This is a genomic window from Ruegeria sp. CE8, from assembly GCF_056537465.1.
Genome location: NZ_JBQFRP010000018.1, coordinates 1 through 22,289 on the forward strand (window position 1 = coordinate 1; position 22,289 = coordinate 22,289).

20 protein-coding genes and 1 pseudogene are annotated in these 22,289 nt (G+C 57.1%); 9 read left to right on the plus strand and 12 right to left on the minus strand.

Going from position 1 to position 22,289, the window contains the following annotated elements:
• From glyA to ACR0AA_RS21740, 5 genes and pseudogenes are all read right to left on the minus strand, one after another.
• Positions 1–146: pseudogene (gene glyA, locus ACR0AA_RS21720) on the minus strand (serine hydroxymethyltransferase); the annotation flags it as partial.
• Between the two features lie 67 nt (positions 147–213).
• Positions 214–1,185, minus strand: coding sequence for a 2-hydroxyacid dehydrogenase (locus ACR0AA_RS21725; RefSeq protein WP_480665949.1), 972 nt, complete (start codon positions 1,183–1,185; stop codon positions 214–216).
• The gene (sucD, locus tag ACR0AA_RS21730; RefSeq protein ID WP_239338317.1) at positions 1,185–2,075 is read right to left on the minus strand and encodes a succinate--CoA ligase subunit alpha; all 891 of its coding nucleotides are present in this window, start codon (positions 2,073–2,075) and stop codon (positions 1,185–1,187) included. The genes ACR0AA_RS21725 and sucD overlap by 1 nt, the downstream gene beginning before the upstream one ends.
• Positions 2,075–3,271, minus strand: coding sequence for a malate--CoA ligase subunit beta (locus ACR0AA_RS21735; protein WP_480665948.1), 1,197 nt, complete (start codon positions 3,269–3,271; stop codon positions 2,075–2,077). The genes sucD and ACR0AA_RS21735 overlap by 1 nt, the downstream gene beginning before the upstream one ends.
• A gap of 28 nt (positions 3,272–3,299) precedes the next feature.
• Positions 3,300–4,541: a pyridoxal-phosphate-dependent aminotransferase family protein gene (locus ACR0AA_RS21740; RefSeq protein ID WP_480665947.1), complete on the minus strand. Its 1,242-nt coding sequence runs from the start codon at positions 4,539–4,541 to the stop codon at positions 3,300–3,302.
• A gap of 220 nt (positions 4,542–4,761) precedes the next feature.
• Between ACR0AA_RS21740 and ACR0AA_RS21745 the strand changes: the two genes are divergently transcribed.
• Positions 4,762–5,391 carry a response regulator transcription factor gene (locus ACR0AA_RS21745; RefSeq protein ID WP_480665946.1) on the plus strand — a complete coding sequence of 210 codons (630 nt, stop codon included), beginning with the start codon at positions 4,762–4,764 and terminating at the stop codon, positions 5,389–5,391.
• Between the two features lie 218 nt (positions 5,392–5,609).
• Here ACR0AA_RS21745 and ACR0AA_RS21750 read toward each other — a convergent pair whose 3' ends face one another.
• The 6 genes from ACR0AA_RS21750 to ACR0AA_RS21775 all read right to left on the minus strand — a co-directional run bounded on the left by ACR0AA_RS21750 (position 5,610) and on the right by ACR0AA_RS21775 (position 13,433).
• Positions 5,610–7,379 (minus strand): tetratricopeptide repeat protein, encoded by a 1,770-nt coding sequence (locus tag ACR0AA_RS21750; protein ID WP_480665945.1) that lies wholly within the window; start codon positions 7,377–7,379, stop codon positions 5,610–5,612.
• Positions 7,380–7,474: 95 nt separating this feature from the next.
• The gene (locus tag ACR0AA_RS21755) at positions 7,475–8,116 is read right to left on the minus strand and encodes a GNAT family N-acetyltransferase (RefSeq protein WP_480665944.1); all 642 of its coding nucleotides are present in this window, start codon (positions 8,114–8,116) and stop codon (positions 7,475–7,477) included.
• Positions 8,117–8,316: 200 nt separating this feature from the next.
• On the minus strand, positions 8,317–9,261 hold the full coding sequence (locus ACR0AA_RS21760) for a substrate-binding domain-containing protein (protein WP_480757378.1): 945 nt from the start codon (positions 9,259–9,261) through the stop codon (positions 8,317–8,319).
• A gap of 45 nt (positions 9,262–9,306) precedes the next feature.
• Positions 9,307–10,314: an ABC transporter permease gene (locus ACR0AA_RS21765; RefSeq protein ID WP_480757380.1), complete on the minus strand. Its 1,008-nt coding sequence runs from the start codon at positions 10,312–10,314 to the stop codon at positions 9,307–9,309.
• Positions 10,311–11,837, minus strand: coding sequence for a sugar ABC transporter ATP-binding protein (locus ACR0AA_RS21770; RefSeq protein WP_480665940.1), 1,527 nt, complete (start codon positions 11,835–11,837; stop codon positions 10,311–10,313). Before ACR0AA_RS21770 ends, ACR0AA_RS21765 begins: the two co-directional genes overlap by 4 nt.
• Before the next feature lie 42 nt (positions 11,838–11,879).
• On the minus strand, positions 11,880–13,433 hold the full coding sequence (locus ACR0AA_RS21775) for a UxaA family hydrolase (RefSeq protein ID WP_480665938.1): 1,554 nt from the start codon (positions 13,431–13,433) through the stop codon (positions 11,880–11,882).
• Positions 13,434–13,517: 84 nt separating this feature from the next.
• Here ACR0AA_RS21775 and ACR0AA_RS21780 point away from each other — a divergent pair, with 84 nt between their 5' ends.
• From ACR0AA_RS21780 to ACR0AA_RS21815, 8 genes are read left to right on the plus strand one after another with little or no spacing between them, the layout of a single operon-like run.
• Entirely contained in the window at positions 13,518–14,255 is a 738-nt protein-coding gene (locus tag ACR0AA_RS21780) for a GntR family transcriptional regulator (RefSeq protein ID WP_480665936.1), read from the plus strand.
• A complete protein-coding gene (locus ACR0AA_RS21785; RefSeq protein WP_480665934.1) occupies positions 14,252–15,304 on the plus strand; it encodes an aldo/keto reductase in 1,053 nt (350 codons plus the stop codon). Before ACR0AA_RS21780 ends, ACR0AA_RS21785 begins: the two co-directional genes overlap by 4 nt.
• Complete coding sequence (locus ACR0AA_RS21790) at positions 15,294–15,722, plus strand: RbsD/FucU family protein (protein WP_480665933.1); 429 nt, start codon at positions 15,294–15,296, stop codon at positions 15,720–15,722. The genes ACR0AA_RS21785 and ACR0AA_RS21790 overlap by 11 nt, the downstream gene beginning before the upstream one ends.
• Positions 15,719–16,549 (plus strand): amidohydrolase family protein, encoded by an 831-nt coding sequence (locus ACR0AA_RS21795; RefSeq protein ID WP_480665931.1) that lies wholly within the window; start codon positions 15,719–15,721, stop codon positions 16,547–16,549. Before ACR0AA_RS21790 ends, ACR0AA_RS21795 begins: the two co-directional genes overlap by 4 nt.
• Position 16,550: 1 nt before the next feature.
• Positions 16,551–17,663 (plus strand): fumarylacetoacetate hydrolase family protein, encoded by a 1,113-nt coding sequence (locus ACR0AA_RS21800; RefSeq protein ID WP_480665929.1) that lies wholly within the window; start codon positions 16,551–16,553, stop codon positions 17,661–17,663.
• A gap of 12 nt (positions 17,664–17,675) precedes the next feature.
• The gene (locus tag ACR0AA_RS21805) at positions 17,676–19,178 is read left to right on the plus strand and encodes an aldehyde dehydrogenase (NADP(+)) (protein WP_480757385.1); all 1,503 of its coding nucleotides are present in this window, start codon (positions 17,676–17,678) and stop codon (positions 19,176–19,178) included.
• Between the two features lie 8 nt (positions 19,179–19,186).
• Positions 19,187–19,942 carry an SDR family oxidoreductase gene (locus ACR0AA_RS21810; RefSeq protein WP_480757387.1) on the plus strand — a complete coding sequence of 252 codons (756 nt, stop codon included), beginning with the start codon at positions 19,187–19,189 and terminating at the stop codon, positions 19,940–19,942.
• Between the two features lie 17 nt (positions 19,943–19,959).
• The gene (locus ACR0AA_RS21815; protein WP_480757389.1) at positions 19,960–20,802 is read left to right on the plus strand and encodes a fumarylacetoacetate hydrolase family protein; all 843 of its coding nucleotides are present in this window, start codon (positions 19,960–19,962) and stop codon (positions 20,800–20,802) included.
• A gap of 24 nt (positions 20,803–20,826) precedes the next feature.
• On the opposite strand, the gene phnY is transcribed toward ACR0AA_RS21815, so the two are convergent.
• Positions 20,827–22,275, minus strand: a complete 1,449-nt coding sequence (gene phnY / locus ACR0AA_RS21820) for a phosphonoacetaldehyde dehydrogenase (RefSeq protein WP_480757390.1) — start codon at positions 22,273–22,275, stop codon at positions 20,827–20,829.
• Between the last annotated feature and the right edge of the window lie 14 nt (positions 22,276–22,289).

Consider the following 22,289-nt stretch of genomic DNA (forward strand, 5'->3'; position numbering starts at 1 on the left):
GCGGCAGAGACGATGTTCTCGGACGCGATCAGTTCGATCTCGTCACGCTGGCGGCCCAGCTCGGACGTGATCGAGCCGAACAGCTCGGGATCACGGTCAGACAAAGACTGGTTGAAAAATCCGTCGATACGGTGGGGGGCGTTCATATTGAAATCTCCTGAAAAGAGGCCACTCAACCGGACCAAGCCGGTGAGCAGCCAAGTGGGGATTGGATCAGATCACACGATCACGCGGCGCACGGCCTGCGAAGAAGTCTCCGAGGTTGTCCAGAACGCGGAAGCCCATCGCTTCACGTGCCTCGCGCGTTGCACTGCCAAGATGCGGCAGCATCACGAGGTTGTCGCATTGCAACAGATCCGGGCTGATACGGGGTTCACCATCAAAAACGTCCAATGCGGCACCACCGATCATGTCGAACATCAGGGTCTGAATAAGAGCCCATTCGTCGATCACTTCACCGCGCGCGGTATTGATCAGAAACGCGTCGCGCTTCATCAGGCTCAACCTGCGGGAGTTGATCAGGTGCCGGTTCTCGGCCCCGCCGGGGCAATGAAGCGACACGAAATCGCACTGCGGAAGCAGATCATCGATCGTATCCACTTGGGTCGCATTGCAAGACGCCAACACATCAGACGACACTTGGCTGCGGTTGTAGACAAGAATGTCCATACCAAACCCATGATGAGCCCGACGGGCCATCTCTTGCCCGATGCGGCCATAGCCGATGATGCCCAGGGTCTTGCCACTGACCTTCGTGCCCACCAAATGCGTGGGCCGCCAACCGGTCCAGTTACCGGACCGTAGTTCACGCTCACCCTCTCCGGCTCGGCGCGCGACCATCAACATCAGGGTCATAGCGATATCTGCGGTGCATTCAGACAAAACGTCAGGAGTGTTAGTCACGGTCATGCCCAATTCACGTGCCGACGGTTCGCAGATATGGCTGTATCCGACTCCATAATTGGCAAGGATTTTGGTCTGCGCCGCCGGGACATCCAATGCCTCGGCGTTCAGAGTATCGGTGACCGTGGGCAACACGGCGTCATAATGTTTCAACGCTTCCCGTATCTCAGCCGAGGACATTGGCTTGTCCCCGGTATTGAGCACCGCGTTGTAGTTTTCGGCCAGCTGCGCCTCGACGGCGGCGGGCCAGCGACGGGTAACAAGAACCGAAGGTTTTGCCATCACGCTGCCTTTCCCATGACGCGGGCGATGGTTTCGCCGATGACAGCGGGGTTTTCAGCAACCGTGACGCCTGCTGCCGAAAGGATTTCGACCTTCTCGGACGCGCTTTCGCCAAAGGCCGAGATGATCGCACCGGCATGGCCCATGGTCCTTCCTTTGGGTGCGGTCAGACCCGCAACATAGGCCACAACGGGTTTGGTCACATGATCGCGGATGTATTCGGCGGCTTCAGCTTCCTGCGGGCCACCGATCTCGCCGATCATGGCGATGACTTCTGTCCCTTCATCCTGTTCAAATCGCTCCAGAATATCACGGAACGAAGACCCGTTGATCGGATCACCGCCGATACCCACGCTGGTCGAAACTCCAAGCCCGCGTTCCTTGAGCTGGGCGGCGGCCTCATACCCGAGCGTGCCAGAGCGGCCGATGATCCCGACATTTCCGGGCAGGTAGATATGGCCTGGCATGATCCCCAACAAGGCTTTGCCGGGGCTGATGGTGCCTGCGCAGTTTGGCCCGGTCAGCACCATGCGTTTTTCCTTGGGATAGCGGTACATGTAGCGCTTAACGCGGATCATATCCTGCGCCGGGATGCCGTCGGTGATGCACACGCAGTAACGGATGCCTGCATCGGCTGCTTCCATGATGGAGTCTGCGGCGAACGGAGGCGGCACAAAGACCAGGCTGGCGTCAGCACCGGTTGCTTCGACGGCCTGTTTGACGGTGTCAAAGACCGGCACGCCTTCGACGGTTTCGCCGCCCTTGCCGGGTACGACTCCGCCGACCACGTTGGTGCCGTAGGCCAGCATATCTTTGGTGTGAAAGCGCGCCATGCGTCCGGTGATGCCTTGCACGATTACGCGTGTTTCGCGGTCGAGAAGAATGCTCATTACACAGCCCTCATCTTGGTGTTTTGGGACAGATCGTTGCGCCACGCACCTACGGCACGTTCGGCGGCCTCCATCAGAGTTGTTGCTCGGATGATCGGCAGGCCTGATTTCGCGAGGATTTTCTGGCCTTCTTCGACGTTTGTTCCTGCCAGTCGCACAACGACAGGGATGTCGAGGTCCAGTTCCTTCAGAGCCTGCACCACACCTTCGGCGACCCAATCGCAGCGGTTAATCCCCGCGAAGATGTTCACCAGAATGGCCTGAACGTTTTTATCGGACAGAACCAGCCTGAACGCTTTGGCGACCCGTTCTGGCGATGCGCCACCCCCAATGTCGAGGAAATTGGCAGGTTCGCCCCCCGCCAGCTTGATTGTGTCCATCGTGGCCATCGCCAGACCAGCGCCATTGACGATACAACCAATATTGCCGTCCAACCCAACGTAAGACAGGCCACGGTCGGCAGCCCGGCTTTCACGTGGATCTTCCTGGCTTTTGTCACGCAATTCGGCGATTTGCGGATGACGGAACAGGGCGTTGTCGTCAAAGCTCATCTTTGCGTCCAAGGCCAGCACCCGATCGTCACCGGTCACGACCAGCGGGTTGATCTCGACCATCGTCGCATCCAACTCGCTGAAGGCTGCATAGCATCCCTGCAGAGTGCGAACCATTTGCTGTACCAGACGCGGTTCCAGTCCTAGCTGGAACGCGATCTCGCGCGCTTGAAACTCCTGCAGACCAACCGCAGGTTCCACAATGGACCGGACGATGCTGTCCGGGCGTTCGGCCGAGATATCTTCGATCTCCATCCCGCCTTCAGACGAAGCGACAATCATCACCCGCTGGCTGGACCGATCCAACACGAACCCCAGGTAGATCTCGCGGTCGATCGGCACGGCGGCTTCGACATAAACGCGGTAGATGCCTTTGCCTTCGGGACCCGTCTGATGGGTCACCAGCTTGCGACCAAAAAGATCGTCACAGGCCTCGTAGATCTCATTTTCAGTGTTACACAGCTTGACACCGCCCGCCTTGCCGCGACCCCCGGCATGAACCTGGGCTTTGACAATCCACTTATCCCCCCCCAGTTCCCGCGCACGATAGGCCGCCTGTTCCGGGCTGTAGGCCAAAGCGCCCGACGGAACAGCGACTCCGAAGTTCGAAAGAACTTCTTTCGCCTGATACTCATGAATATCCATCTGCAATCCTCCCGTTCATGCAGTGTGATTAAGCGGCAATCGACGTGCCGTAACGGCTTTCGAGCAGCGCCTCGATCTCATCGGCATCGACTTGACCGCCCAATTCTCGCATGGCTTCGGCGAACAGGCGCACGATGCGGCTGATGGCCTGACGGTTCAGTTGATTGAGAATACCGATCCGAACCTGCACAGGCGCGCTGAGCGTTGGCCAAATACCAAAACCCCGCGCCCTACAGTTCTGCACCAGTTCCATCTCGCGCCCGGCGAGCTCTGGCGGCAAATTCAGCACCACGAGGCTGGGCATGTCCGAGGTCACCTCGCAACCCATTGCTGTCACGGCATCGCGCAGTACACGTTCGTGCGTCTTGTACGACGCCGACCGCCTGGCCAATCCCTCCTGCAAAGTCAGGCGCAAGGACTCATGGAATGCAGCGACGGCATAACCGGAATGGGTTCTGTGATATGTCCCTTTCTCGACGTCTGCGCCGTCAACGATCCCCCAGTGGCGGGCTTCGAAAATCGGATTGTGGACGTAGGTGTAGGCACCTGAAGATTTCAGGGAGTTGATATACGCATCCGTGAAGCTGACAGGCGCATAGGTCAGCGGCAGACAGCATAGGCCCTTTTGCGGGCACGACGCCCAACCAGCAATCCCTGGGTAGTCGTCGATCGAAAATTCATCGACGCCCAACGACGAGACGGCGTCGATCAAGCCCATAGCGCCATGGCGCTGACACGCGTCCGAGAAACCGCGCAGATCGTTGATGCGACCGGAACCGGTTTCCCAATGCGCCATAAAGGCCCACTTCGGCTTGTGTTGCTCCAGCGCGGCCTCAACCATTTCACCAGTGACCGGCTGGCCGTGTGGCACGTCAATTACTGTGACGCAGGCTGCCTGAGGGTCAAGTGGGCTGGCCGCGTGCTCTTCGGGTGTGGCAGCCTTGATCCGCAATGTCAGCGCATCAATCTCGGAAAACGTGCCGTTGGCAAAAGCCACGACCTTATCGCCGGGCATTACGGCGGAGAACATCGTGTCCAGGGCGCTCCAGCCTGTACCGGCAACAGCGAAGGTATAGGCGTTTTTAGTCCCCCAAATCTTGCGCAGCATATGCTTGCATTCGACCATGCCCCTCAGGACATCGCCCTGCATGTGATCGGCGACGCCGGCATTGGCGAAAGCTTGCAGAACACGGGCGTCGGTATTGCCCGGTCCCGGGCCCGCGGCCAGTGTCTCGGGTATCTCAAGCGGAGGGAAAATCTGGAATGTCATGGTTGGACGACCTCGGCTGTTGGCGGGGCGCATCGGCCCGTTGTGGTAACTTGCCGGGTAGAAAACGCGGGGTTGCCCTATGACGCAACGTAACTTACTACTGCTTTTGGACAGCTAAAAGTATGGGGAAATACCCACCCAATTTGGTAAAAATACCAAAGTATACCGAAAATCAACCTACCCAAACGGGTGGGAAACTGCAAAACAGGGCGAAAATCAAATGGTTGAAACTCCACAAGCCCCGATCGACGTCATGCTGGCCGACAGCAATCCGCTCGTCCTCTCTGCCATGTCCGAAATCTTTGAGCGCGACTCACGATTCTCGCTTGTGGCGACATCGGCAACGGCCGAAGGGTTTCTGGGAACCGTGATGCGGGTCCCCGTCAAGGTTGGCGTGGTCGATTGGAATCTTCCCATCCTGGGCGCAGCAAAACTGATCGAAGTCCTGCGCGAACAGGCAAATGCCCCGCGCTTTGTCGTCTATGGTGATACGGCAGGCGATATTCCACGCCTCGCAATGCAGGCCGGAGCCGCCGGGTTTGCCGCCCGCTCTGGCGAGGTTGAAGGTTTGTTAAAGACCTGTGCCGATGTTGCTGCCGGTAAGATGGTCTTTCCGTTCATCGACGTTCGGAAAATGCAGCAGGACCCGATCCAAAGCCTGTCCCGCAAAGAGCGAGCCATTCTCGAAGCGCTGGCGCAGGGCATGTCCAACAGAGACCTGTCAAAGGAACTGCAGATATCCACCAACACCGTCAAGTTCCACCTGTCCAATATCTATGAAAAGCTGGCTGTGAAGAACCGAACCCAAGCCATCGCCTATTACTATTCCTCGCAGATGTCCCGGGACTGAATTTATCGCCCAGAGTTGACAACACGGTCCAGTTCAAATGGGACCGATCAGTCCTTACTCACAGTTTTGGCGTACAATCGACCCAGCTCGAGACGGCGCTCAGGTCTATCAGGTTTAACAACTCAATCCTCGGCATCGCCGCCCACGGGGACACATATCATTCAATTTATTGGAGCGTTTTCTCAGTATGAAACCAACGCGCTATTCGTTTAAGTCGTTCAAAATCCGGCTTTTTTCAAGCCTTCAACGAAATGCTGCGTGTCTTCTTCAAGCCGGTCCGGTTGGACCGTTGTCCACCGCGCCAGGGAAAAGTTGGGATGCGCCTCGCGGTGTTTATCCGTAATCAAGCGAGCCATGTCCGTTTGGCCAAGCTGTGCGTAGCTGGCCGCCAACATCCGCTGCCCCTCGGTCGGGTTGTTCATTTTGTTGACGGTCTCAATGACGTCTTCGTACCGCCTGAGATTGTAGTAGGCCCCGCCCAGATGCCACAGGTATTGATCCGGGAAATACGGGTTCAGGCGCATTGCCTGCTGAATATGCGTAATCGCGGTTTCATTGTCGCCATAATGGGCCAAAGCATCCGCATAGTCCGAATGCATATCCGCGTCATTGGGGTTCAGCGCCAAAGCCCGTTGATAGGATTGGATCGCCGCATCATGCTCTTTGCGGTAAAGATGCACATAACCCAACTCGCCAAAGCCGCGCGCATCAGTCGGGTCCAGCTCGATTGCGCGCTGCGCCAAATTGAGAGCCTGCTCCAGTGCGCCCGAAGGATCCTTGGCCCACGAATAGCGCCAGTCGATGTTCAGAGTCCGCGACAAAGCGGCCGCAGCCCGAGCATAGCCCCCATCTCGCTCTAGCGCGGATTGATAGAAGTTTTGTGCAATGCGGTTGTCGTAGCGCGTGTATTTGAAGATATGATGCTGGCCCTGCAACACCGAGCCGTACGCTTCAAGGTCGGATGGTATCGCCTGAATCATCCGCTGTTTTTCATGGGACTCGATCATTACGGCAGTGGCAGCGACGATGCACTCCGTTACCTCGTCAAGAATATCGAATATGTCGTCAATCTTGCGGTCGAACCGCTCACCCCAAATCGTCCGCTCGCTGTTGGCATCTATCAATTCGGCAGTAATTCGAATGCGGCTGGCAGAACGACGCACACTACCGCGCGCGATGTAGCGAACATTCAGCTTTTGCGCGGCCTCTTTCGGCGGCATCGATTGGGTCTTGAAGAAAAACGACGAATTCCGGGCGATGATGAACAGGTTCCGAAACTTGGACAGATTCATGATGATGTCATCCGTCAAGCCTTCGGCAATCCAGCTGTCGGATTCGTCACCGCCACTGCTGCTAAAGGGTAAGACCGCCACCGATGGGGTATCTGGCCGTTCGAGAATATTCCCCTGCAGATCAGGGCGCATTGTCCCGGCCATGGTCGCGCCGGCCACTTCACTGCGGACGCAATAGGTGGAGACAGGGTTCAGAATATTTTTTAGTTGCTTCGGTCCAAGAAATTCATACCCATAACGCAGTCGATTGCAAACTTGGTCATAAACTGCAGAGCTGACGTACACGCGTTCAGGCTCGGCGATCTCTTGCAATCGCGCCGCGATGTTCACGTTGTCGCCGTGTATTCCGCGCTCGTCTATCAGAATTTCCCCAAGGTGAATCCCCGCGCGAAACTTGATTCGCTGGTCCTGTGCCCGCGTTTGATTGTGCTCGCTTGCGATCTGGTGCAGTTCCACACCGAATTCAACCGCGCTGGTTGCTGTTTCGAACAGCGCCAAAACCCCATCGCCACGCACTTCGACGACGCGACCTTGGTACTTGGCACATGAGGCTTCGAGCAGAGCGAGAAGCGATTTCAATGCGTTGTAGGTATCAAGCTCGTTTTCGCTCATGAGCCGTGAGTAACCCACGACATCGGCGAAAAGGACCGCGCCAAGTCTCTGGGTTATTGGAACGTTCGAAATCGTTGTGCTCACAGGTGCTACTCGTTTCTAGGACTCTGATCGGACCCAGGATCAACATATAGCAAAAATTGCTTTTGACGACCGAAGACCTCTATTGTTACTGCGGGTCAACTGGCCGTGATGTGAGGCGGCCATGACCAGGCGGCACAGTCGTTCGGACCAAAAATGACGGTTGTTTTGCTGTCCAACTCCTGGGCCAAAGCCTGACGGCGCGCCATCCAGTCAGTTTTCAAAACCCCGACCACGATCATATCGTGAAACGCTCCGTCGGCGAACCATGCCTGCCTCATTGTTCCTTCAATCTGACAACCAACCTTAGCCACCAGATCCCGGCTGTGGTGGTTATCTGCGCGGTAGTAAGACGTTAACCTGTTCAGTCCCAACTGCCGAAAGGCCAAGTCCATCAGCAAAGCAGTCGCGCGAAGCCCAACACCCGACCTGCGGGCTGATTTGTTGATAAAGATAGCAATTACCGCATCGCGATTGATGCTGGATATTGCCTCCAACCCTGCCAGTCCAACGGCCTCACCGCTGCTGGATTCAATCACAAACCAACATTTTCGACCGGCATCGCACGACGTGAATGTGTCCTTCCACATATCTTCGGCATGGGAAAGATTCAGAGGAACACGTGTGGTTCGGTCAAAGCGTGCAAGGTCTTCGACATCTTGAAACCAGGATATGACTGCCTCCAAATCCGCCCGCTCCATCGGGCGCAATCTGAACGTACTCTTTGCGTTATCAGGCACGAGAAAACTTACCTTTGAACGAAATCAGTAAAATCTAATCAGACAGTAGCACAAAAATTTTATGTTTACGAAATGAGAAAAACCCGCCCCGAGCAAAACCTGTAAATAATTGTAATACCTATATTTTTACTGCTCGCCGATCCCCAACGAAAGCCCGGCCCACCTAACAGGCGGGCCGGGCAGTTACAGATAAACAAGTGTCAGTCGTACAGAACTGCGGCGATCTTGGGATCGTCAATGTTGGACGCATCGTAGTAGTAGAAACCCGTGTCGATCAGAGCCGGGACGTCCTCGCCCTTCATTGCGGCAACGGCTGCTTTGACGGTTTCATATCCAATCCCGACGGGGTTTTGGGTGATGGCACCTGCCATCAAACCGCTTTTGATCGCGTCCTTCTGGGCCTTGCCACTATCGTACCCAATGATGACCAGACCTTGGGTGCCCAGTTCCTGCACACCGTTGACCACGCCGATTGCCGACCCTTCGTTTGTGCCGAAGATACCGTCTAGGTCGGGATTGGCCGTCAGGATAGCTTTCGTCACCTCGGTCGATTTGAGGTGATCGCCCTGCCCGTACTGAACAGTGACAACTTCTATGTCCGGGTACTTCTCGGCAATCCGGTTTACAAACCCGTCACGGCGGTCGATTCCAGTGCGGCTGGTCTGGTCATGGGCAACCACGGCAACCTTACCTTTTCCGCCGATCTTCTCGGCCATTTTGTCGGCAGCCAACCCCGCAGCGGCCAGATTGTTCGTCGTGGCCGTCGAAACCGGGATGTCACTGTCGACACCGCTGTCGAAAGCGATAATCGGAATGCCTTTGTCATTGGCCTGCTTCAACAGGGGAATGGCCGCCTGGCTGTCCAGCGCGGCAAAGCCAATGGCCTTGGGGTTGTTGGCCAGCGCCGCCGCCAACATGTCAATCTGCCGGTCGACCATTGTTTCGTTGTCCGGCCCTTCGAATGTGATGGTCACTCCGTATTCATCCGCTGCCTGTTCGGCTCCGGACTTCACCGCCTGCCAGAACTGGTGCTGGAACCCTTTCGACACTAGCGGGATGTAGACATCCTCGGCCGTGGCCATAGAAGCGGGCATTGCCAGAGAGGCTGCGGTCAGTGCCCCCAGAATGAAACGACGTGTAAACATGATTTTCTCCTCCAGTTGGTCGTTTTTATTCGTTTCCAGAAATGGTCAGCCGCTTTTCTTGCGCCGGGCCATGTCGGCGTAGACGGCCAGAATGATGATCGCGCCGGTCACAACGGTCTGCCATTCCTGTGCTACGGACAAAACGCGCAGGCCATTCGTCAGCACCGCCATAATCAACGCGCCGATCAGAGTGCCCAGAATGGTGCCACGCCCGCCGGACAGGGATGTACCCCCGATCACCACAGCGGCGATGGCTTCCAGCTCATAACCCAGTCCCAGCGCAGGTTGCGCCGAGTTGAGGCGGGATGCGATCAGAATGCCTGCAATTCCGCAGATCGCTCCGGCCAACGCATAGATCCGCATTTTCCACATGTCGGTGTTCACACCGGACAGGCGCACGGCCTCTTCATTCGATCCCAACGCAAAGGTGTACCGGCCCAGCACCGTGCGCCCCAGAATGTACGAAGCCGCAATCGCGACAAGGAACAGGATCAAAACGCCATTGGGGATCGGTAATGCCGGGAAGATTTCTCCGATCAGCGACCCGCGCGATATCTGATCAAAGCCGGGTGTATCGTTGAAATAGATTGGCCGGGTGCCAGAGATCACAAGCGAAAGACCCTTGAGGATCAGCATCATGCCAAGGGTGGCGATGAATGGGGGGATCTTCATTTTGGCCACAAACGTTCCGGAACAGAGGCCACAGAATGCCCCCGCTGCTATGGCCGCAGCCACACCCAAAAGCAGCGGCATTCCCAGATAGGTTAGAACGACCCCCGCGATCACGGCGCAAAATGTCATCAGCGTGCCCAACGAAAGGTCAATACCGCCCGTGATGATGATCAAGGTCGCCGCAACTGCGAGGACCCCATTGACCGAAGTCGCCTGCAAAATAGCGATCATGTTCGAGGTCTGCATGAAGTTTGGCGACGCGATCGAGAACCCGATCAGCAAGGCAATCAAACTGGCGAAGGCCAGCAGTTTTTGATACGCGCCGCTTTCCGACAGACCCGCGAGGGGTTTCTTTTTGTCGATATCCGTTGCTGTGGTCATTGCACTGTCCCTGTTACCAGCATCGCCGCCGAGCGTTGGGTGGCCAGATGCATGATGTCTTCCTGAGTGGTGTCCTTGCCCCCGGGCAGAATTCCGGTCAGCCGGCCTTCGCACATCACGGCGATGCGGTGGCTCAGGCGCATGATTTCGGGCAGTTCCGATGAGATCACGATGATCGTTTTGCCCTGTTCAGCCAGCTCTTCGAGCAGTTTGTAGATTTCAGACTTCGCTCCCACATCGATGCCGCGTGTGGGTTCATCAAAAATCAGGATGTCACAATCGCGCAAAAGCCACTTGGCGATGACGACCTTTTGCTGGTTTCCGCCAGATAGCAGACGAACTTCCTGAGCGTCTGACGGCGTGCGGATACCTAGCTGCTTGATATAGCTTTTGGCGGTGGTACTGATTTCGCCATCATTCAGAACACCTCCACTTCCGGTAAACATGTCCATCGAAGCCAGCGCGATGTTGTCCCGCACGTTCATCCCTGTCGCGAGGCCAAAATGCTTGCGATCTTCGGACAGATATCCGATTCCGGCACGCACCGCATCCTTCGGCGAATTGATCGAGACTGATTTGCCGTGTACCCGAATATCGCCACTGTCTTTCGGATCAGCGCCGAATATGGCCCGAGCAACTTCGGTGCGGCCCGCCCCCATCAAACCGGCGAAACCCAAGATCTCACCGCGCTGAACCGAAAAACTGACGTCGCTGATTTCCTTCCCCCGGTTCAGCCCCGTGATTTGAAGCGACACCTCAGCATCGCCCAGATCAGGCACGTCCAACGGTTCCTCGTTGACTTCGCGCCCGACCATCATCGCAATGATCGCGCTGATTGGAGTCTCTGCGGCGTCGACCGTTCCGACATATTCGCCGTCCCGCATCACGGTCACGCGGTCCGCAATCTGCTTTAGCTCATCCATTTTGTGGCTGATGTAGACAATGCCTACACCCTCGGCCTTGAGGCGGCGAATAATCACGAAAAGCTCCGCAATTTCAGCGTCGTTCAAAGCCGCGGTTGGTTCATCCATGATCAAAACTGAGGATTGGTAGGATAGAGCCTTGGCAATCTCGACCATTTGCTGTTTCGCAATCGTCAGGCTGCCGACCAGAGTTTTGGGATCAAGGTTCAGATTCATCGAGGCGAAAATCTCGGCCGTTCTGGCATTCAGCGCGGCCTCATCTAGTCGCCCAAAACTCTTGCGGGGTTCGCGCCCGATGAAGATGTTCTGAGCAACCGTCAGATCGTTCATCAGGCTTAATTCCTGATGGATGATGCCAATACCCAGATCCTGCGCCTCGCGTGGGGTGGTTGGACTCGCCGGTTTGCCTTCGATCTCAAGATCACCACCATCGCGCTGATAAATCCCGGACAGGATTTTCATCAACGTGCTCTTTCCGGCGCCGTTTTCGCCCATCAATGCGTGGACTTCACCGGCATACAGATCGAATTGCACGGATTTCAGCGCGTGCACGCCGGGGAAGTGTTTATCAATCCCCGTCATGTCGACCAGCTTTTTCATTTCTCCTCCCATGTGCCCCTCTCCCCTTGGGCAGCGCGCGGATTACATCACCGCACCGATTTGCCAGGGCACGAATTCCACGCCCCCAAATCCAAGTTCCTCACTTTTTGTTTGCTCGCCCGAGGCGACGCGCATCAGGATTTCGAACAACTCCTCGCCTTTGGCCTCGATGCTGACACCATCGGTGACGATGTCGCCGCAGTTCAGATCCATGTCGTCGGCCATACGGGCATACATTTCGGAATTCGTGGCGAGTTTGACGCAGGGTGTCGGCTGATAGCCCGAGACCGACCCGCGACCGGTGGTAAAGACGATCAGGTTCGCGCCCGAGGCCACCTGCCCCGTGACCGAACACGGGTCAAAACCCGGGCTATCCATGAATACGAACCCGTTTTTGTCGATCGGTTCGGCAAATTTGTACACATCCCGCAAGGGCGCGGTGCCGCCCTTGGCGACAGCGCCCAGTGATTTCTCAAGGATGGTCGTCAACCCGCCGCGTTTGTTCCCCGGGCTTGGGTTGTTGTCCATTTCGCCGCCGTTGCGCGCGGTGTAATCCTCCCACCATTGCACGCGCTCGATCAGCTTCTCTCCGACTTCTGGCGTTTCGGCGCGACGTGTCAGCAGGTGTTCAGCCCCATAAATCTCCGACGTCTCAGAAAGGATTGTTGTGCCGCCATGGCGCACCAGCAAATCCGATGCGTAACCTAGGGCTGGGTTGGCGGTGATCCCGGAATACCCATCCGAGCCGCCACACTGCATACCAACCGTAAGCGCGCTAACGGGCGCGGGTACACGCGCAGCTTGGTTTGCCAGCTCAGCAATGCCGCGAAGCTCCTCCAAACCGCGCTGAATTGTGCGGCGCGTCCCGCCCTCGTTTTGGATGGTCATGTATCGCAGCGTGCCATCCGGGCGGATCGGGCGGCCACCCACCAGATCAGCGACCTGCATGACTTCACATCCCAATCCAATCAACAAGATCCCCGCAAAATTTGGATGCTGCGCATATCCCGCAAGGGTTCGAAACAACGTCGCGTACCCTTCATCCTTTGCGGACATGCCACATCCGGTTCCATGGACGATCGGAACGATACCGTCGACATTTGGAAAGGAGGAAAGAAGACCCGATTTTTCCGCAGCCTCAGCGATAAAGCGCGCGACGGAGCCCGAGCAATTGACCGTCGTAAGGATGCCAATGTAGTTGCGGGTTCCGATCCTGCCGTCTGAACGGTGATAACCTTGGAAACTGCGGGCTTTGTGAATTTCCGGCAGCGGTGCGTTGGCAGAGGCATGGGCATAGTCCTGCTGATGCTCCCCCATGCCCAGATTATGCACGTGGACATGTTCACCTGGAAAAATATCTGACTTGGCCTGCCCGATGATCTGACCATATCGAATGACGTTTTCACCTTTGGCGATCAGCTTCGTTGCAATCTTGTGGCCACGCGACACTGCCCCAAGAAGCGGAACCGAAAGGCAATTCGGATGTTCACCAGACGCCAAGTCGCGCAAAGCGATGACGACATTGTCATCCGGATTCAGCCTGACCGTATCGCGTTGCGCGCCCTGACGGGCCTTGATTTGATCACGTGCTTGCATTGCTATCCCGCTTGCTTGCCCCGACAGCTACGTCGAAAACTACCCTCTTGTCAACTAACATGTTAGAATGATAGACCCGCAGTTATGAACCGACCTCAAGATATTGACGCAACCCGCCTGCCGGACATTTCCACCATCGAAGGGTCGCTGGCTCAACGGGTTTACCAGTCAATCAAGCACGCCATTCTGGCCCTTGATTTCCCGCCCGGCGCCAACCTCAGAAAAGCGCCCATCTGTGAACGTCTGGGCGTGTCGCGTGCGCCCGTTTCCGAAGCTATTGCGCGACTGGCAGCCGATGGTCTGGTTGACGTCGTCCCGCAATCCGGCACGCGTGTTTCCTACTTTTCGATGGCTGAAATCCGCGAGGGCGCGTTCCTTCGCGAAGCATTGGAGCTGGCGACGGTCGCGAAGGTGGCCCGGGACCTTACTGAGGATCAGCGCAAAAAACTCAGCCGCAATATGCGCATGCAGGAATTGTTGATCGAGGATGAAGACATCCCCGGGTTTTATCAGGCCGATGAAGATTTCCACGCCCTGCTTATGGATTTCACTGGATTTCTACGATTGCCAGAGGTCGCTCAGACCGTCTCCCTGCAGGTCAGCCGCGCCCGGATGCTGCTGCTGCCAACCCCAGGGCGAGTTTCTGAAACTCTGGCCGAACACCGGGCCATCTTTGAGGCGGTCAGCCGTCACGACGAACAGGGCGCACAGGAAGCGATGCGCCATCATCTTGGCCAACTGATGCCTCGTATCGAAGTCCTACGGCAGGAAAAGCCGCAACTGTTCAATATCACTCCTAAGGACACGCGAGAGGCAGGATGACCGTTTCACAAACCGAGCTTTTGAACAGCCGCACACACCGACCTGTTCCCTTGACCCGGATGGGTTTTGGCGGTGCACCTTTGGGGAACCTTTATCGCAAGGTGACCGATGAGGATGCGCAGGCCGCTTTGCATGCGGCGTACGATGCCGGCATTCGCTTTTTTGACACGGCACCTCAGTATGGGTTGGGTCGGTCCGAACACCGGCTTGGCCAAGCTATCGCCCGCTTTGGGCGCGACAATATTCAGCTGTCGACCAAAATTGGCCGACTGTTGTTGGACTGCGAGCCGCATGAAGTCACGCCCGAGGCATTCGTGGACGTTCCGCAGAAACGCATTGTATTTGACTACACCTATGACGGTGTCATGCGATCCTACGAAGCCAGCCAGAACCGGCTGGGTGTAACCAACACGGACATTCTTCTTGTGCACGACGTCTGCGTGTTCAGTCAGGGCAGCCAGGAAATGTCGGACGCCAAAGTACGCGAGTTGTTTGACGGCGGCGGCTACAAGGCGCTGGTTGAACTGCGTGACGCGGGTGAGATTGCCGCCATCGGGGCGGGCGTGAACGAATGGCAGGTTTGCGAGCGATTGCTGGGGCTGGGGGATTTCGACGGATTCTTACTGGCTGGACGCTACACGTTGCTGGAACAGGAGGCATTGGACAGCTTTCTACCGCTTTGTGAAAAGCGGGATGTGGGGATCATCCTTGGTGGCCCCTACAACTCGGGCATTCTGGCGACAGGCGCCATTCCGGGTGCCAAGTACAATTATTCCGATGCTCCGGAAGAGATTTTGAACCGCGTCCGCAAGATTGAAGCGGTCTGCAAATCGCACAATACGCCCTTGATTGCTGCGGCACTGCAATTTGTTCTTGGACATCCCTGTGTCAAGACCGTAGTGCCCGGTGCAGTCAACGCGGCTGAGGTAACGGCCAACGTTGCACTTCTGGAACACGATATCCCGGCAGTCCTTTGGTCCGATCTGAGGAGCGAAAGCCTGATCCGTCCGGACGCGCCATTGCCTCAGGAGGCTGCAAATGCTGCATAACATCGACCCGATCCTTTCACCCGAACTGCTATACGCGTTGCGGGCCATGGGGCACGGGGACGAAATAGTGATTGCAGACGCGAACTTTCCGGGCTCCAGCTGTGGACCGGACTGCATCCGGGCCGATGGTTCCACTGCCAGCGAAATCCTGCGGGCGGTAGTATCTGTCATGCCTCTGGACACGTTCGTTTCGGATCCGGCGCTGACTATGCAGATGGTCGAGGACCCGGATGCCATTCCGGAGCCGGTTACTGATTTTCAGAACATCATCAACCAAGTGGCTGACAACCCGGCACAGATACAGGCGGTGGAACGCTTTGCCTTCTACCAGCGCGCAGCCAATGCCTTTGTCATAGTGCAAACCGGTGAGCGCAGGCTCTACGGTAACATTATCCTCAAAAAAGGCGTCATTGGATGAGGATCGACGCCCATCAGCATTTCTGGACCTTGTCCCGTGGCGACTATGGCTGGCTGACGCCAGAGCTGACACCGATTTACCGCGACTTTGCGCCAAATGATCTCGCGCCCCTGCTGGAAGCAGCCGGGATTGAAGGTTCAATTCTGGTTCAGGCCGCTCCGACAGTCGCCGAGACAGAATTCATGTTGTCGCTGGCGGATCACACCCCACTCATAAAAGGTGTCGTTGGATGGGCTGACTTCGAAGCCCCCGATGCCCCTGCGCAGATAACGGCGTTGGCTGCCCATCCGGCGCTAGTTGGGCTGCGGCCCATGATTCAAGACATAGCTGATCCCGAATGGATGATCGGTGATGCCTTGACCCCAGCATTTGACGCATTGCAACAGCGCGATTTGACCTTTGACGCGCTTACATTGCCTCAACATCTTGGCCCCCTCAGACAGCTTCTCGCGCGTCATCCTCGGATGCGCGTTGTCATCGACCACGGGTCCAAACCCCTGATCCGCGATGGTTTGATCGATGGCTGGGCGGAGGACATGGCAGCGCTTGCCCGAGAGACGGACACCTGGTGCAAACTGTCCGGGTTGGTGACCGAAGCTGCCCAGAACTGGGCCGTTGATGATCTGCGCCCCTATGTCGACCACCTGCTGGACACGTTCGGTCCGTCCCGCCTGATTTGGGGCAGTGACTGGCCGGTTTGCACGCTGGCCTGCACATACGAACGCTGGCTTGAAGCCACTGATGCTTTGCTGCACGACTTGACCAAGCCTGAACGACAAGCGGTTCTGGGGGGCAACGCTACCCGAGCCTATAAACTCAGGGATTGAAATGGCTTATCCGAAACTGGACTCTGACGGGCTATGGCTGGGTCGCGTGGAACGCGCGGGGATAGGTCCTTGCGTTGTGACGCTGCGCGCCGGGCAGATTGTTGATATCACATCTACATCGGCTCCGACCGTACGCGATGTTCTCGAGCGAGAAGATGCCGCAGAATATGTCCGCAAGACCGAGGGAACCAGGATCGGACCGCTTGATGCAGCGCACGATTGGCTGGCCCCGTGTGATCTGCAGGCGATCAAAGCGTGCGGAGTCACTTTCGCCGGGTCCATGGTCGAGCGGGTCATCGAAGAAAAGGCCGCCGGAGATCCCGCAAGGGCACAAGCAATCCGTGTCCGTATCGGAGACAAGATTGGTAGCAGCCTCTCAAACATTGTTCCGGGTTCCGACGCCGCCGCACAGGTCAAACAGGCGCTGATCGCGGAAGACCTGTGGAGCCAGTACCTTGAGGTCGGTATCGGGCCGGATGCCGAAGTCTTCACAAAGGCACAAGTCCTGTCTTCGGTCGGCTTCGGCGCGGATGTCGGCCTGCACCCGATCTCAACCTGGAACAACCCCGAGCCCGAGGTTGTTTTGGCCGTGAATTCGACCGGTGCGATCAAGGGCGCAGCGTTGGGTAATGACGTCAACCTGCGCGACGTTGAGGGGCGCTCGGCGCTTTTGCTCGGTAAGGCCAAGGACAACAACGCATCCTGTGCCATCGGGCCTATGATCCGCTTGTTCGATGAGTCCTATACGCTTGAAAATGTCCGAACGGCCGAGTTGTCTCTGACTGTGACCGGATTGGATGGCTTTGTCCTGAACGGCCACTCTTCAATGTCGCAGATCAGCCGCGACCCCGCCGATCTGGTCACGCAAACAATTGGACGACATCACCAATACCCGGACGGGCTCATGCTGTTTCTGGGAACCCTCTTCGCACCGACACAAGACCGGGATACCGCGGGTGGAGGGTTTACTCACAAACTGGGCGACATCGTCACGATAGCAAACGACAAACTGGGCACACTCACAAACTCAGTGCACCTCTCGACAGAGTGCCCCGAATGGCGGTTCGGGGCGTCTCATCTCATGCGAAACCTGGCCCAACGCGGCCTGCTTTAAGAAAGAACGAAGATGTTGATCGGAAAACACCTGATCGCCGGTGAATGGGTCGAAGGTGACACCACTTTTGCCTCGGCACCTGCCCATGGGCCAAGCCACGACTTCGCGACCGGAACTGCAGCGCATGTCGACGCCGCTGTGCGGGCCGCTGAAGAGGCCTTTATCACATTCGGTTGGTCCTCGCGTGACGACAGAGCCGCCTTGCTGCGCAAAATCGCAGAGGAAATTGACGCCCGCGGCGACGCGATCACTGAGATCGGCAGTCAGGAAACCGGCCTGCCCGAGGCTCGCCTGCAAGGCGAACGCGGACGCACGGTCGGCCAATTGCGCCTGTTCGCCGATTACATCGAAAAAGGCGACTACCTCGATCAACGCCATGATCCCGCGATGCCGGACCGTGCGCCCCTACCACGCTCGGATTTGCGGATGATCCAGCGCCCGCTCGGGCCTGTCGCCGTGTTCGGAGCCTCAAACTTCCCGCTGGCCTTTTCGGTTGCGGGTGGGGACACAGCTGCGGCCCTGGCTGCGGGCTGCCCGGTTGTGGTCAAAGGCCATCCGGCCCACCCCGGAACCGGAGAAGTCGTCGCGCAAGCCATTGACGCGGCACTAAAGGCGACTGGCACGCCTGCGGGCGTGTTCTCATTAATTCAAAGTGATGGCATCGAAGTCGGGACCGCCTTGGCCCGCCACCCCTTGATCCGCGCAGTGGGTTTCACTGGGTCTCAGCGGGCCGGCCGCGCTTTGTTTGATCTATGCGCCACCCGTCCCGAGCCAATCCCGTTCTTCGGAGAGCTGGGTTCGATCAACCCCATTTTCCTGCTACCGGCGGCAGTATCCGAACGCGCAACCGAAATCGGGACGGGATGGGCAGGATCCCTCACGATGGGCGCAGGGCAGTTCTGCACCAACCCCGGAATTGCGGTCGTCATAGACGGGCCAAGCGCGGATGCATTTCAGTCCGCTGCGCAAGGCGCATTGGAACAGGTGGACGCGCAAACCATGCTGACCGATGGAATCTCGGATGCCTACCGACGAGGCGTCGCTCAAATCGCGGCGCAGCCCGATGTCGCGCAGATTGTGGCCAAGGAAAGCGCCCCGCGCGGTGCAGCGCCAAATCTGTTTGTGGTCTCGGGTGACGACTGGCTGGCCAATGCGACCTTGCATGAAGAGGTCTTTGGACCGATGGGCATCATCGTCAGGGTCCGCGATGCCGACCAAATGCTGCAGCTTGCCCGCTCTATCGAAGGGCAACTGACCTGCACTATACATCTAACTGACGATGACGCAGAATTCGCCCGTCAACTGGTTCCAGTGCTGGAGCGCAAAGCAGGCAGGTTGCTGGCCAATGGCTTCCCGACCGGGGTGGAGGTCTGCGACAGCATGGTGCATGGCGGCCCCTATCCGGCTTCGACCAATTTTGGAGCAACCTCGGTTGGAACCCTTTCGATCCGGCGGTTTTTGCGCCCCGTTTGTTATCAGGATATCCCAGCAGGCTTGCTGCCGGAACAGGAGTGAGGCCGCCTATGAAACCCCAGGAAGCCACGGGTCGCCTGACCGGCAAAACGGCATTGATCACAGCGGCGGGGCAAGGAATCGGCCGCGCTACGGCCGAGTTGTTTGCAGCCGAAGGCGCCAAGGCCATCGCCAGCGACATAAACTCAGACGCTTTGGCTGAATTGGAGCAAATCGACCGGATAACAACACTCAAGCTGGACGTAACAGACGCTGAAGCGGTCCAGGCCGCGGCGGCGGACCTGCCGCCACTGGATGTGCTGTTCAACTGTGCCGGCTATGTCGCAAACGGTTCCGTTCTGGAATGCGAGGAGCGTGATTGGGATTTCAGTTTCGATCTGAACGTGAAAGCCATGTACCGCCTGATCCGACTGACTCTGCCCGCGATGCTGGCCAATGGTGGCGGGTCGATCATCAACATGTCGTCGGTAGCGTCATCGATAAAGGGTGTGCCGAACCGGTTTGCCTATTGCGCCTCAAAGGCGGCGGTCATCGGACTGACCAAATCGATCGCCTCGGATTTCGTAACTCAGGGTATTCGTTGCAATGCGATTTGCCCAGGCACCGTCGACAGCCCCAGTTTGCATGACCGTCTGCGTGCCACAGGCGACTACGAACAGGCCATGACAGATTTCATCGCGCGCCAACCGATGGGACGGATCGGAACGGCTGAAGAAATCGCAGAATTGGCGCTCTATCTGGCCAGCGATGCCAGCAAATACACATCGGGACAGCCCTTTGCCATTGATGGCGGCTGGACAATCTGAGCAGGAAGGGACACGGAATGAAACTGCTACGTTATGGCCCCAAGGGCGCTGAAAAACCCGGCGTACTGGATGCGGATGACGCAATTCGTGATTTGTCAGGTGTGGTCGATGACATTTCGGGCGATACGCTGAGTAACGAAACGCTTGCACGCTTGAATGCACTGGACGTTGCAGGCCTTCCTTTGGTTGATAGCGATCCGCGTATTGGCCCTTGCGTGGGCAATGTCGGCAAGTTCATCTGCATCGGACTGAACTACGCCGATCACGCGGCCGAAAGCGGGATGGAACTGCCAGTAGAACCGGTGATCTTTTTCAAGGCGACATCCGCTATTGTTGGTCCGAATGACACGGTCGAAATTCCGCGCGGGTCGGTCAAGACGGATTGGGAAGTTGAGTTGGGCGTGGTTATCGGAAAAGAGGCCAAGTATGTCTCTGAAGCCGACGCCATGGATCATGTCGCAGGATATTGCGTCATAAACGATCTGTCCGAGCGCGATTTCCAACTGCACCGCTCAGGCCAGTGGGTCAAAGGCAAATCGGCAGACACGTTCGGCCCGATCGGTCCGTGGCTGGTCACTCGGGACGAGGTGCCCGATCCGCAAAACCTGCCGATGTACCTTGAAGTGAACGGCCACCGCTATCAGGACGGTTCGACCAAAACGATGCATTTCGACGTGGCGACAGTGATCTCTCACCTGTCGCAATTCATGTCGCTTCAGCCGGGTGACGTGATTTCGACCGGGACGCCGCCAGGGGTTGGCATGGGGCAAGATCCGCAAACCTACCTGAAAGCCGGTGATCGGATGGAACTGGGCATCGAAGGTTTGGGCGTTCAGAGGCAGGATGTTGTGCAGGGGTGACCTGCACTCTGCCGCCAAAAGGTTTTAACCCGGCCAGGGCAACGAGTAAGTTTTGACGTTGGTGAAGAACTTCATCGCTTCGATGACACCTTCCTTGACGCCATTGCCGCTGTCCTTGATGCCGCCAAAGGGGGACATTTCGATCCGATAGCCCGGTTGTTCCCAGATATTGCAGGTGCCAACGTTCAGGCCGTTGATGTAAGCAATCGCACGGTTGAGGTCGTTGGTGCACACGCCCGCAGACAAACCAAACGCAGTTCCGTTCGAGATTTCAATGACCTGTGCGTCGTCATCCGGCACGCGGACGATGGGCACGATAGGGCCAAAAGTCTCTTCCATGACCAATTCGCTGTCATGGGGCACTTTATCGATCACAATCGGAGGCAATAAAGCGCTTTGCCGGCCAGGATGGTAGAGGATCTCTGCACCCATTTCAGCGGCCCTGAACACGCGCTTTTCGAAAAGTTCTGCGGCCTGCTCGTGGATAACGCACCCCAGTTGCGTTTCTGGGTCCTGAGGGTCTCCGAACCGGATCGCTTTCGCTTTTTCCAGAACTAGCGGCACAAATTTCTCTGCAACGCTTTCCTGCACCAGAATGCGCTTGATTGCGGTGCAGCGTTGCCCGGAGTTTCCGGTGGCACCAGCCACGGCGATGGTGGCGGCCTTCTCAAGATCAGCATCGCTCAGGTCGTTGAGGACGATCAGAGGATCATTCCCGCCCAATTCCAAAGCCTGCCGTTTGTAGCCTGCTTTGGACGCGATCATCTTGCCCACCGGAACCCCGCCTGTGAAAGTGATGATGTCGATATTGTCATTGGTGATCATCTCGTCACCAATGTCCTGCGGCCAACCGGTGACGACCTGAAACATCTCGGGCGGCAGCCCTGCCTCGTAAAGGATGTCGGCGAGCGTCAGCGCCGTCAAAGGGGTCAGTTCCGTAGGCTTGCACACCATGCAATTGTTGGTCGCAATCGACGGCGCAATCTTGTGACTGACCATGTTTAAGGGATGGTTGAACGGTGTGATCGCACTGATGGCTTTGACCGGCTCGCGTTTGGTGAAGATCTTACGCTCTTTCCCGTTATGAGTCAGGTCGCACGAGAATATCTCACCATCATCCTTCAACGCTTCGGCGGCGGCAAACTGGAACACGTCCTGCGCGCGCTTGGTTTCGTAAATCGAATGCTGGTGGCAAATACCCAGTTCCAGCGTCAGCCACTTTGCAAGATATTCTCGTTTTTCGCCGATCAATTCGCCGGTGCGCTGCAGGATTTGACTGCGCTCAAAGCGGGTCAGTTTCGAGGTATAACTGGCCGCGACCTCAAAAGCCTTACGCGCGTGTTCGGCGGTGCCCGCAGGAACGGTCCCTACGACTTCGTTTGTATAGGGGTAATGCACAGGAATCGTGGCTTCGGTGAAGACGATCTCTCCACCAATGCGCATGCCTTCATTGCGGATATCGATTGTGCTCATAGTACCGTCCATTT

What these genes read in the sequence shown, in the direction of transcription:
- ACR0AA_RS21735 (WP_480665948.1), bottom strand. Translation starts at nt 3,271, where the DNA reads ATGGATATTCATGAGTATCAGGCGAAAGAAGTTCTTTCGAACTTCGGA.
- ACR0AA_RS21780 (WP_480665936.1), top strand. Translation starts at nt 13,518, where the DNA reads ATGAACCGACCTCAAGATATTGACGCAACCCGCCTGCCGGACATTTCC.
- ACR0AA_RS21765 (WP_480757380.1), bottom strand. Translation starts at nt 10,314, where the DNA reads ATGACCACAGCAACGGATATCGACAAAAAGAAACCCCTCGCGGGTCTG.
- ACR0AA_RS21725 (WP_480665949.1), bottom strand. Translation starts at nt 1,185, where the DNA reads ATGGCAAAACCTTCGGTTCTTGTTACCCGTCGCTGGCCCGCCGCCGTC.
- ACR0AA_RS21800 (WP_480665929.1), top strand. Translation starts at nt 16,551, where the DNA reads ATGGCTTATCCGAAACTGGACTCTGACGGGCTATGGCTGGGTCGCGTG.
- ACR0AA_RS21810 (WP_480757387.1), top strand. Translation starts at nt 19,187, where the DNA reads ATGAAACCCCAGGAAGCCACGGGTCGCCTGACCGGCAAAACGGCATTG.
- phnY (WP_480757390.1), bottom strand. Translation starts at nt 22,275, where the DNA reads ATGAGCACAATCGATATCCGCAATGAAGGCATGCGCATTGGTGGAGAG.
- ACR0AA_RS21760 (WP_480757378.1), bottom strand. Translation starts at nt 9,261, where the DNA reads ATGTTTACACGTCGTTTCATTCTGGGGGCACTGACCGCAGCCTCTCTG.
- ACR0AA_RS21790 (WP_480665933.1), top strand. Translation starts at nt 15,294, where the DNA reads ATGCTGCATAACATCGACCCGATCCTTTCACCCGAACTGCTATACGCG.
- ACR0AA_RS21815 (WP_480757389.1), top strand. Translation starts at nt 19,960, where the DNA reads ATGAAACTGCTACGTTATGGCCCCAAGGGCGCTGAAAAACCCGGCGTA.
- ACR0AA_RS21785 (WP_480665934.1), top strand. Translation starts at nt 14,252, where the DNA reads ATGACCGTTTCACAAACCGAGCTTTTGAACAGCCGCACACACCGACCT.
- ACR0AA_RS21775 (WP_480665938.1), bottom strand. Translation starts at nt 13,433, where the DNA reads ATGCAAGCACGTGATCAAATCAAGGCCCGTCAGGGCGCGCAACGCGAT.
- ACR0AA_RS21740 (WP_480665947.1), bottom strand. Translation starts at nt 4,541, where the DNA reads ATGACATTCCAGATTTTCCCTCCGCTTGAGATACCCGAGACACTGGCC.
- ACR0AA_RS21795 (WP_480665931.1), top strand. Translation starts at nt 15,719, where the DNA reads ATGAGGATCGACGCCCATCAGCATTTCTGGACCTTGTCCCGTGGCGAC.
- ACR0AA_RS21745 (WP_480665946.1), top strand. Translation starts at nt 4,762, where the DNA reads ATGGTTGAAACTCCACAAGCCCCGATCGACGTCATGCTGGCCGACAGC.
- ACR0AA_RS21770 (WP_480665940.1), bottom strand. Translation starts at nt 11,837, where the DNA reads ATGAAAAAGCTGGTCGACATGACGGGGATTGATAAACACTTCCCCGGC.
- ACR0AA_RS21805 (WP_480757385.1), top strand. Translation starts at nt 17,676, where the DNA reads ATGTTGATCGGAAAACACCTGATCGCCGGTGAATGGGTCGAAGGTGAC.
- sucD (WP_239338317.1), bottom strand. Translation starts at nt 2,075, where the DNA reads ATGAGCATTCTTCTCGACCGCGAAACACGCGTAATCGTGCAAGGCATC.